The 9,504-nt window shown below is 74.6% G+C and carries 12 protein-coding genes; 10 read left to right on the forward strand and 2 right to left on the reverse strand.

Features of this window, described 5'->3' with window-relative positions; translation table 11 throughout:
- Positions 1–4 precede the first annotated feature (4 nt).
- The 4 genes from BIV28_RS16440 (at position 5) to BIV28_RS16455 (ending at position 2,174) form a co-directional block, all read left to right on the forward strand.
- On the forward strand, positions 5–412 hold the full coding sequence (locus tag BIV28_RS16440; protein ID WP_076263627.1) for an MmcQ/YjbR family DNA-binding protein: 408 nt from the start codon (positions 5–7) through the stop codon (positions 410–412).
- A gap of 141 nt (positions 413–553) precedes the next feature.
- Positions 554–1,039: a CAP domain-containing protein gene (locus BIV28_RS16445; protein WP_076263589.1), complete on the forward strand. Its 486-nt coding sequence runs from the start codon at positions 554–556 to the stop codon at positions 1,037–1,039.
- Positions 1,040–1,144: 105 nt separating this feature from the next.
- Positions 1,145–1,324, forward strand: a complete 180-nt coding sequence (locus BIV28_RS16450) for a hypothetical protein (protein ID WP_076263590.1) — start codon at positions 1,145–1,147, stop codon at positions 1,322–1,324.
- 10 nt (positions 1,325–1,334) lie between these two features.
- Complete coding sequence (locus BIV28_RS16455) at positions 1,335–2,174, forward strand: 2-phosphosulfolactate phosphatase (protein WP_076263591.1); 840 nt, start codon at positions 1,335–1,337, stop codon at positions 2,172–2,174.
- 7 nt (positions 2,175–2,181) lie between these two features.
- On the opposite strand, the gene BIV28_RS16460 is transcribed toward BIV28_RS16455, so the two are convergent.
- Entirely contained in the window at positions 2,182–3,567 is a 1,386-nt protein-coding gene (locus tag BIV28_RS16460) for an NAD(P)/FAD-dependent oxidoreductase (RefSeq protein ID WP_076263592.1), read from the reverse strand.
- 149 nt (positions 3,568–3,716) lie between these two features.
- Here BIV28_RS16460 and BIV28_RS16465 point away from each other — a divergent pair, with 149 nt between their 5' ends.
- From BIV28_RS16465 to BIV28_RS16480, 4 genes are all read left to right on the forward strand, one after another.
- Positions 3,717–5,072 (forward strand): aspartate aminotransferase family protein, encoded by a 1,356-nt coding sequence (locus BIV28_RS16465; RefSeq protein ID WP_076263593.1) that lies wholly within the window; start codon positions 3,717–3,719, stop codon positions 5,070–5,072.
- A 78-nt stretch (positions 5,073–5,150) separates the two neighbouring features.
- Positions 5,151–5,612 carry an SRPBCC family protein gene (locus BIV28_RS16470; protein ID WP_076263594.1) on the forward strand — a complete coding sequence of 154 codons (462 nt, stop codon included), beginning with the start codon at positions 5,151–5,153 and terminating at the stop codon, positions 5,610–5,612.
- Positions 5,609–6,046 (forward strand): EVE domain-containing protein, encoded by a 438-nt coding sequence (locus BIV28_RS16475; RefSeq protein WP_076263595.1) that lies wholly within the window; start codon positions 5,609–5,611, stop codon positions 6,044–6,046. Before BIV28_RS16470 ends, BIV28_RS16475 begins: the two co-directional genes overlap by 4 nt.
- The gene (locus BIV28_RS16480; protein ID WP_076263596.1) at positions 6,043–6,492 is read left to right on the forward strand and encodes a MarR family winged helix-turn-helix transcriptional regulator; all 450 of its coding nucleotides are present in this window, start codon (positions 6,043–6,045) and stop codon (positions 6,490–6,492) included. Before BIV28_RS16475 ends, BIV28_RS16480 begins: the two co-directional genes overlap by 4 nt.
- A 57-nt stretch (positions 6,493–6,549) precedes the next feature.
- On the opposite strand, the gene BIV28_RS16485 is transcribed toward BIV28_RS16480, so the two are convergent.
- Entirely contained in the window at positions 6,550–7,311 is a 762-nt protein-coding gene (locus tag BIV28_RS16485; RefSeq protein ID WP_076263597.1) for an SIR2 family NAD-dependent protein deacylase, read from the reverse strand.
- 109 nt (positions 7,312–7,420) lie between these two features.
- Here BIV28_RS16485 and BIV28_RS16490 point away from each other — a divergent pair, with 109 nt between their 5' ends.
- A complete protein-coding gene (locus tag BIV28_RS16490) occupies positions 7,421–8,425 on the forward strand; it encodes an L-lactate dehydrogenase (RefSeq protein ID WP_076263598.1) in 1,005 nt (334 codons plus the stop codon).
- A gap of 171 nt (positions 8,426–8,596) precedes the next feature.
- Positions 8,597–9,256 (forward strand): TetR/AcrR family transcriptional regulator, encoded by a 660-nt coding sequence (locus BIV28_RS16495; protein ID WP_242653095.1) that lies wholly within the window; start codon positions 8,597–8,599, stop codon positions 9,254–9,256.
- The last annotated feature ends 248 nt before the right edge of the window (positions 9,257–9,504 follow it).

Raw genomic sequence — 9,504 nt, forward strand, 5'->3', positions numbered from 1 at the left:
GTCCATGGCCCACCCGACGATGTACGCGGACGCAGACCCGTACCTGACCCGGCTGCGCACCATCTGCCTCGCGCTGCCCGGCGCCGACGAGAAGGTCTCGCACGGCCGGCCCAACTTCTTCACCCGCAAGGTCTTCGCGATCTACGGCGGCGTCGTCAAGGGTGACCACGACCCGGAGCCCTTCCGCCAGGCGCTCCTCGTCCTGCCCGACGACACCGACCGGGCGGCGCTGCTCGAGGACGGGCGGTTCGTCGTGCCCGGCTACTACGGCCCGTACGGCTGGCTCATGCTCGACCTGCGCCACCCGCACGGCGTCGAGGGCGTCGACTGGGACGAGGTCGGCGAGCTCGTCGACGCCTCCTACCGGCGCACCGCACCGGCCCGGCTCGTCGCCCGGCTCGACGCGTCCTGACCCGGGGCGCCGGGCGTCCGGCGCGCCCGTGCCCGGCGGGTTCGGCCGGGTTCGGCGGGTTCGGCCGATTCCGGCCCGCGGCGGCTGCGTGCGGCCTACGGTTGAGGCGGAAAACGGACAAAAGCCAGAAAAGGTGCACCGATGCGTCCTCGCCCCTTCACCGCCCGGATCGCCACCGCCGCCGCGGCCCTCGCGCTCGCCGCGTCCGGGGTCGTCGGCACCGCCGCCTCGTCGGAGGCCGCCACCCCGACGTACGCGCAGCAGGTCGTGACGCTCGTCAACGCCCAGCGCGCCAAGGTCGGCTGCCGCGCGCTCCGCGTCGACGTCCGCCTCCAGCGTGCAGCTTTCGCGCACTCGGTCGACATGGCCAAGCGGCGGTACTTCTCGCACACCAGCCTCGACGGGCGCACGTTCGTCGACCGGATCCGCGCCCAGGGCTACACCGGCCGCCGCCTCGGCGAGAACATCGCCGCGGGCTACCGCACGCCGATCGCGGTCATGTCCGCGTGGATGAAGAGCCCGGGCCACCGCGCCAACATCCTCGACTGCCGCTACACCGCCATCGGCGTCGGCGTCGCCACCGGCGGCCCCTACGGCATCTACTGGACCCAGGACTTCGGCGGCTGACCCGGACTCGACCCCGCAGGTGCCCCGGCGGCCGTAGGGTGTGGCTCCGTCCGCCACGTGTCGTGGCGGGCGTCCGTCGGGACACGTCCGTCGAAAGGTCCGCGGGTGCACGGTGACACCGATCGGGAGCCGTCGCGGCGACGGGCCGTCGTCGTGACGCTCGTGGCCTCCGTGCTGCTCGTCACGGGGGGCCTGCTCGCCCTCAAGCGCTCCGTCGACGAGGACCTGCCGCGCTTCCCGCCGCCGACGCCGACCTCGACCTCCTCGCCGCCCGCTGCTGGGTAGGGTCGCCGCCATGGACGCGTGGCACAGCCAGGACCGGCACCTCGTGCGCCTCGAGTGGGGGGCCGACGCGTCGGTGGCCCTGGCCCGGCACGCGCGCGACGCCGGCTCGGACGTCGTGGCGGTCGTCGCCGACGTGCTCAGCTTCACGACGTGCGTGTCGGTCGGCGTCGACCGCGGAGTGCGCGTGCGGCCCTACCGGTGGAAGGACGCCTCTGCCGCGGCCTTCGCGCGGGAGAACGGCGCGGTGCTCGCGCAGCCGCGCGGTCCGGTGCCGCCCGCTGGCACCGCCGACGCAGCGGACGGCGACGACGGCCGGGTGAGCCTGTCCCCGAGGTCGATCCGCACCGCCGAGGGCCTCACGGACCTCGTGCTGCCCTCCCCCAACGGCTCCACCGTGTGCGCCGGGCTCGCCGAGGCCGGGGCGGAGGTCGTGGCCGCGTGCCTGCGCAACCGCACCGCGGTGGCCCGCCACCTGGCGGCCCGGTTCACGGCGAGCCCGAACCGGCCGCCCGTCGTGCTCCTCGTCCCCGCGGGCGAGCGGTGGCCCGACGACTCGCTGCGCCCCGCGGCCGAGGACCTCTGGGGCGTCGGCGCCGTCGCGGACGCGTTCGCACGGCTGCTCGAGCACCGCGCCGGACCGCTGCTGCTCAGCCCCGAGGCGCGGGTGGCGGTGGCCGCGTGGGACGCCGTGGCGGCGCCGGTCGATGCGCTGGCCGCCGACCTGCACGCCTGCTCGAGCGGGCGCGAGCTCGAGGAGAAGGGCTACGCCGACGACGTCGTCGTGGCCGCCGAGCTCGACGCGTCGGACGTCGTGCCCGTGCTGCGCGACGGCGTGTTCGTCGCCGTCTGAGCCAGGCTCACTGCCCGATCGCCGACCAGAACGCCGAGGCGGCCCGGGACGGCCGGCCGGTGCGGCGCTCGGACCAGTCGGCCGAGGTCATGAGGGCGGTGACGGCGTTGACGCCGAGCCACCGCAGCGGCTCGGGCTCCCAGTTGCGCGAGGTGCGCCCGGCCCAGGGCAGGCTCGTGAGGTCCTCGGGGTCCTCGCCACGGATCATCGCGGCGAGGGTGCGCCCGGCCAGGGCCGAGGTGGCGACCCCGTCGCCGACGTAGCCGCCGGCGAACGCGAGCCCGGTGTGCCGGTCGTGGCGCACCGACGGGAACCAGTCGCGCGGCACCCCGAGGTTGCCGCCCCAGGAGTGGGTGAACGCGACGCCCTCGAGGGCGGGGAACAGCTCGGTGAGGATGGTCCGCAGCCGGGCGTGGACCCGGTCGTCGCGGTCGTAGGACGGCGACACCTTCGACGCGTAGTGGTAGGGAGCACCCCTGCCGCCGAAGGCGATCCGGCCGTCGCGGGTGCGCTGGCCGTAGATGGTCAGGTGCCGGTTGTCGGCGAAGGTGGTGCGCCGCTCGAGGCCGATGCGCTCCCAGACGTCGTCCGACAGCGGCTCGGTGGCGGTCATGAGCGAGTAGACGGGCACGATGGCGCGGCGGCGCCCGGCGACGGTCGGCGTGTACCCCTCGGTGGCGAGCACGACGTGCTCGGCGCGCACGGTCCCGTGCGGCGTGACGACGCGGTGGGCGCCGACGGCGGTGGCCGGCGTGCGCTCGTGCAGGACGACGCCGCGTCGCTCGACGGCGCGGGCGAGGCCGCGCACGAGCCGGGCCGGGTGCAGCGCCGCGCAGTGCGGGGTCCAGGCCCCGCCGAGCGCGTCGGGGAGGCGGACGTGGTCGGACACCTCGTCGACGTCGAGGAGGCGCAGGTCGTCGTCGCCGAAGCCCCACTCGCGGCTCTCGGCCACCTCGGCGCGCACCCGCTCGAGCTGGGCGGGGTTGCGGGCCACCGACACGTACCCGCCCTGGTCGAAGTGGCAGTCGATGCCCTCCTCGGCGGCGACACGGCCCACGTCGGCGACGGTGTCGTGCAGCCGGCGCTGCATCCGCACCGCGGCCTCGCGGCCGCGCTCGGTGGCCATCCGGTGCAGCGAGGCCGGGAAGAGCGCCGAGCACCAGCCGCCGTTGCGGCCCGAGGCGCCGAACCCGGCGACCTCCTTCTCGAGCACGGCGACGCGCAGCGTGGGGTCGGCCCGGACGAGGTGGTAGGCGGTCCACAGGCCGGTGTAGCCGGCCCCGACGACGGCGACGTCGACGTCGAGGTCGCCGGGCAGGGACGGGCGCGGCGCGAAGTCGTCGTCGCACGTGTCGTGCCACAGGCTCAGGCCCCGGTAACCGCTCGGTAGCATGCCGGGATCATGCCACGACGACCTGTTCGTGCAACCCCTTCCGAGGGCCCATCTCATTGGAATCAGGTTCCAACACCTACGGATTCCGTAGCCATCCGCAATTCTGACCACCCCTTCCGCAGAATCGCGCGACACGGCATCATGCCGACATGAGCACCCTCGACCGCACCCGCCTCGCCGACCTGCACGCGCGCGAGCGCGAGGCGTTCACCGCCGCCCGCCCCCGCTCCGGCGAGCTGGCCGAGCGGGCCCGGGCCCACATGCCCGGCGGGGTCCCGATGAGCTGGATGGTCAAGTGGCCGGGCGACCACCCGGTCTTCGTCGAGCACGCGGAGGGGGCCCACTTCACGTGTGTCGACGGCATCGACCACGTCGACCTCTGCCTCGGCGACACCGGCGCCATGATGGGCCACTCGCCGGCCGCGACCGTCGAGGCCGTCACGCGGCAGCTCGCGCGCGGCATCACGACGATGCTGCCGACCGAGGACGCCATCGCCGTGTCGGGCAACCTGGCCGACCGCTTCGGGCTGCCGTACTGGCAGTTCACCCTGACGGCCACCGACGCCAACCGGCACGCCATCCGCTACGCCCGCCACCTCACCGGCCGGTCGAAGGTCGTCGTGCACAACTACTGCTACCACGGCTCGGTCGACGAGGCCTTCGCGACGATCGGCGAGGGCGGCACCACGGTCGACCGCCGGCACAACATCGGCGCCCCGGTCGACACCGCCGAGACGACGCGCGTCGTCGAGTTCAACGACCTCGACGCCCTCGAGAAGGCGCTGTCGCACGGCGACGTCGCGGCGATCCTCGTCGAGCCGGCACTGACGAACATCGGCATCGTGCTGCCCGACGACGGCTACAACGCCGGCGTCCGCGAGCTCGCGACGAAGTACGGGGCGCTGCTCATCAACGACGAGACGCACACCATCTGCGCGGGCCCGGGCGGCTACACGGGCGCCCAGGGACTCGAGCCCGACCTCCTCGTCATCGGCAAGTCGATCGGTGGCGGGATCCCTTGCGGCACCTTCGGTTTCACGCAGGACGTCGCCGACCGCATCGCCCGCTCGGTCGATCTCGAGGACATCGACGTGGGCGGCATCGGCGGCACGCTCGCCGGCAACGGCCTGTCGATGGCGGCGATGAAGGCGACGCTCGAGCAGGTCATGACGCCCGAGGCGTTCGCGCACATGGTGCCGCTCGCCGACGCCTGGGCCGACGGCGTGCAGGCCGGCATCGACGCGGTCGGCGCCGACTGGCACGTGACCCGGCTCGGCGCCCGCGCCGAGTACAACTTCTCGAAGGTGCCCTCGCGCAACGGCCAGGAGGCGCACGACGCAGACGACTTCGAGCTGCAGCAGTACCTGCACCTCTACGCCCTCAACCGCGGCATCCTCCTGACGCCGTTCCACAACATGGCCCTCATGTGCCCCGACACGACGGTGGCGGACGTCGACGCACACACGACGATGTTCCGGGAGTGCCTCGAGGAGCTCTTCGCCTGACGCGTCGCCGGTCGGCCCCCGGAGGATGTCCGGGGGCCGACCCCTTGACGTTTTAGTAAGCGCGCTTACTATAGGTCCATGAACACAGCCTCGACCCCTCTCGCCACATACACGACGACCGTCCCGGCCACCCCGGCGCAGCTGTTCGCCCGGTGGGCCGACTGCGACACCCACCCCGAGTGGAGCACCGACCTCGCGTGGGTCCGCCTCGACGAGCCGGTCCGCCTCGGTGCGACCGGCCGGCTGCGCCCCAAGGGTGGCCCGCGCTCCCGGTTCACCGTCACCGAGCTGGTCCCGGACCGCACCTTCGCCGACACGACCCACCTGGCCGGGGCGCGGCTCACCTTCCGCCACCACGCCGAACCGGCGCCGACGGGCTCGCGGGTCACCGTCACCGTCAGCGTCGACGGTCCCCTGCGCGGGCTCTGGGCCCGGGTCCTCGGGGGCGCCGACGCCGTGCGCCGCGGCGTCGAGAAGGACCTCGCGAACCTCCTCGCCCTCGTCGCAGCGCCCGCCGTCGCGCCGGAGGTGGCGAGATGAGGTGCTGGCTCGGCGTCGTCTCGGCCGCCCACGTGCGGCGCGGGGTCGAGCTCGGCATCGCCCAGGTCCACCACGGCCAGCGGCCGGGCCTGGCCCGGATGGCGGCCGGCGACGGGTTCGTCTACTACTCGCCGCGCGAGGAGATGGGCGGCGGTGCGCCGTGCCGGGCCTTCACCGCGGTGGGCCGCATCGCCGACGACGAGATCTGGCAGGCCGACGAGGGCGACTTCCGCCCGTACCGCCGGCGCGTCGACTGGGAGCAGGCCGACCCGGTGCCGCTCGCCGAACTGACCGGCCGGCTCCTGCTGACCCGGTCGCCCGGCTGGGGCCAGGGCCTGCGCCGCGGCCTGCTGCCCCTCGACGAGGCCGACTTCCGTCTCGTCGAGCAGGCCATGACGGTCGCGTACCGCCGGTCCCGTAGCGTCGGGGCATGACCGGCCTCAACACCCGCTTCGCCGACGAGGCGCAGAGCCCGGGACTGCTGCTGTGGCGGGTCAGCACCCGGTGGCAGGCAGCCGTCCGCGAGGCCCTCGCACCGTTCGAGCTGACGCACACGCAGTTCGTCCTGCTCGCGTCGCTGACGTGGCTGCGAGGTGACCGCGACGACCCCGTGAGCCAGCGTGACCTCGCCGAGCACGCCCGGACCGACGTCATGATGACCTCCCAGGTGCTGCGCGCCCTCGAGGGCAAGGGCTTCCTCGAGCGGCGGACCCACCCCGACGACGCGCGCGCCCGCGACCTCGTGCCGACCGCCGCGGGCGTCGACGTCGTCAACCGGGCCGTCGTCGCGGTCGAGGACTGCGATGCGCGCTTCTTCGCCGCGGCCGGCGATGCGCTCCCGCACCTGCGCGAGGCCCTGGCCCGGCTCCAGCACGCCTGAGCCGCAACGCCGCCCACGACGCCGCCCACGACGCCGAAGCCAGCGCGCCGACTCGCGCTACGGACGGAGCAGCGCGTCGAGCAGGGCCGGCAGCGCCACCGCGGCGGTCTCGCGCACGAGGTGGTGCGCGACGTCCGACACGTCGGTGTCGAGCGGGTTGACCTCGACGACGACCGCACCCGCGCCCCGCGCGAGGACCGGCAGCCCGGCCGCCGGGTGCACGATCCCCGACGTGCCCACGACGAGCACGACGTCGGCGGCCTCGACCGCCGCCACCCCGCGCTCCCATGCGTCCTGCGGCAGCACCTCGCCGAACCACACGACGCCGGGACGCACGAGCCCGCCGCACGCGTCACACCTCGGCGGCTCGATGCGCTCGGTCTCCTCGTGCGGCAGCGCGACCGGAGCGTCGAAGGGCGCACCGCACGACGCGCAGCGGAACCTCGACAGCGCACCGTGCAGGTGCACGACGTCGTCGCTCCCGCCGCGCTCGTGCAGGTCGTCGACGTTCTGCGTCACGACGGTGACGGCCTCGACGCCGGGCACGCCCGCGAGCCCGGCGACGGCCCGGTGGCCCGCGTTCGGCTCGACGTGCCGCACCCGCTCGAAGCGCCAGAGGTACCAGGCCCAGACGAACGCCGGGTCGCGGTCCCAGGCCTCGACGGTGGCGAGGTCCTCGGGCGAGTACTGCTCCCAGAGGCCGGTCTGGGCGTCGCGGAAGGTCGGCACGCCGCTCTCGGCCGACATGCCCGCGCCGGTGACGACGGCGAGGCGGCGCGCGCCCCGGACGGCCTCGACGACCTCGGGCGCAACCACCATGCGGACAGCGTCGCACAGTCCGCGCGGACCGCCGGACGGCCCGGACGCTCGTGGCTAGCCTTGCGAGGGAGGTCAGCCGCCGAACCGCCTCATGACCCCGGGAGCTCCGTTGAGCACGACGACACCACCACCCACCTCCACGCCGGCCCCGCCGCCGACGCACTCACGCCGGACGACGCGTCTGGGCATCGTCGGCGCCGGCGCCGTCGGCGCCACGCTCGCCTACGCCGCCCTGATGCGCGGCACCGCGCACACCGTCGCGCTCTTCGACATCGACGCCAGGAAGGTGCAGGCCGAGGCGCTCGACCTCAGCCACGGCATCCAGTTCGTGCCGATGGCGCACGTCGTCGGCTCCGACGACGTGGCCGTGCTCGCCGACTGCGACGTCGTCGTCTTCACGGCCGGGGCCAAGCAGAAGCCGGGGCAGTCGCGGCTCGACCTCGCGGAGTCGACGATCGCAATCGTCCGCTCGCTGCTGCCGCGCCTCGTCGAGGTCGCCCCGGACGCCGTGCACGTCATGGTGACCAACCCGGTCGACGTCGTGACGTGGGCGGCGCTGCAGGTGTCGGGGCTGCCCGACGCGCAGCTCTTCGGCTCGGGCACGGTCCTCGACTCCTCGCGGCTGCGCTTCCTGCTCGCCGAGCACCTCGGCGTCGCGGCCCAGAGCGTGCACGCCTACGTCGTCGGCGAGCACGGCGACTCCGAGCTGCCGCTGTGGTCCTCGGCGAGCGTCGGCTCGGTGCCGTTGCTGTCGTGGCCCGGGCCCGACGGCCGGCCGGCCCTCGACGAGGCGGCCCGCGACCGCATCGCCGAGGACGTCGTGCAGTCGGCGTACCGGATCATCGAGGGCAAGGGCGCCACGAACTACGCCATCGGGCTGGCCGCCACCCGCGTCGTCGAGGCCCTCCTCAACGACGAGCGGCGCATCCTGCCGGTGTCGAGCCGCCTCACCGACTACCTCGGCATCAGCGACATCTGCCTGTCGGTGCCGGCCATCGTCCACGCCGGCGGCGTCGGCGACCGCGTCGAGGTGCCGATGACCGAGGCCGAGCTGGCCGGGCTGCGCCGTTCGGCCGAGGCCGTGCGGGCCACGGCCCGCCGCTTCGGCTTCTGAGCGGCGCACCTCCGGACGACCGTTGGTCGACGCGGGGGCCCGCGATCCGGCGTGTCGCGGCGTCTGCGTGGCGTGTCGGTGGCCGGCGCGAGGCAACGGTCGTCGGTGGGCGGGGCGGGTCGACGGCGGATGCCTGCCGCACCGCGGTCCGGATCGCGCCATGATGGGGCGGTGAGCACCGAGCGGGCGACCTACCACCACGGGGACCTGCGCCATGCCCTCCTCGACGCCGGTCTCGAGCTTGCGCAGGAGGGTGGCCCCGACGCCGTCGTGCTCCGTGAGGCGACGCGTCGGGTGGGGGTCTCGGCCAACGCGGCCTACCGGCACTTCGCCGACCGCGACGCCCTCCTCGGGCACGTCGTCTCGCTCGCCCAGGCCCGCGCCGCCGACGTCATCAGCGACACCATGGACGCCGTCGATCCCGGGCTCGACGCCGGCGCCCGGGCCCGTGCCAGGTTCCGCGCCGTCGGCGTCGGCTACCTCCGCTTCGCCATGGACGAGCCGGGCCTGTTCCGCACGGCCTTCGCGGTGCCCGTCGACCTCTCCCGCGCCGCCTCGCCCGAGGCCGCCGGACGCGCGGGGCGCACCCCGTTCCAGCTGCTCGCCGAGTCGCTCGACGCCATGGTCGACACCGGCGTGCTGTCCGAGGCGCAGCGCCCCGGGGCCGAGCTGCTCGCATGGTCGGCCGTGCACGGCATGGCGATGCTCGCCCTCGAGGGCCCGCTGCGCGACCTGCCCGCGAGCGCCATCGCCGAGCTCGCGCCCCGCCTCGTGACGATGGTCGACCTCGGCCTCGGGCTGACGAGCGAGCCTGCCGACGCGCCGTCCTAGGTTTCGCGCACGCTGGAACCGGCTCCGCCGCAGGCGTCCCGACGGCCCGACAACCTTCTGGCGCCTCGGCGCGTCAGGGTGGGTGGTTGCGCGCGACGGGAGCGGTCCGCGCTGCCACAATGAAGGGCGCGCTCGCGCCGATCCAGCCACCGCCACGCCGCGGGGCACGAGACAGGGGACACCATGAGGCAGCTCGACCTCGGCAGGACTCGGATCGCGGGGGCCACGGCCGCCCTCGCCGTCGTCAC

The sequence above is a fragment of the Intrasporangium flavum genome, from assembly GCF_001956915.1.
In the GTDB taxonomy this organism is placed as follows: domain Bacteria; phylum Actinomycetota; class Actinomycetes; order Actinomycetales; family Dermatophilaceae; genus Monashia; species Monashia flava.

Excerpts from the sequence above, each read along its gene's own strand:
- BIV28_RS16440 (WP_076263627.1), top strand. The coding sequence starts at position 5 with ATGGCCCACCCGACGATGTACGCGGACGCAGACCCGTACCTGACCCGG.
- BIV28_RS16445 (WP_076263589.1), top strand. The coding sequence starts at position 554 with ATGCGTCCTCGCCCCTTCACCGCCCGGATCGCCACCGCCGCCGCGGCC.
- BIV28_RS16455 (WP_076263591.1), top strand. The coding sequence starts at position 1,335 with ATGGACGCGTGGCACAGCCAGGACCGGCACCTCGTGCGCCTCGAGTGG.
- BIV28_RS16460 (WP_076263592.1), bottom strand. The coding sequence starts at position 3,567 with ATGCTACCGAGCGGTTACCGGGGCCTGAGCCTGTGGCACGACACGTGC.
- BIV28_RS16465 (WP_076263593.1), top strand. The coding sequence starts at position 3,717 with ATGAGCACCCTCGACCGCACCCGCCTCGCCGACCTGCACGCGCGCGAG.
- BIV28_RS16470 (WP_076263594.1), top strand. The coding sequence starts at position 5,151 with ATGAACACAGCCTCGACCCCTCTCGCCACATACACGACGACCGTCCCG.
- BIV28_RS16475 (WP_076263595.1), top strand. The coding sequence starts at position 5,609 with ATGAGGTGCTGGCTCGGCGTCGTCTCGGCCGCCCACGTGCGGCGCGGG.
- BIV28_RS16480 (WP_076263596.1), top strand. The coding sequence starts at position 6,043 with ATGACCGGCCTCAACACCCGCTTCGCCGACGAGGCGCAGAGCCCGGGA.
- BIV28_RS16485 (WP_076263597.1), bottom strand. The coding sequence starts at position 7,311 with ATGGTGGTTGCGCCCGAGGTCGTCGAGGCCGTCCGGGGCGCGCGCCGC.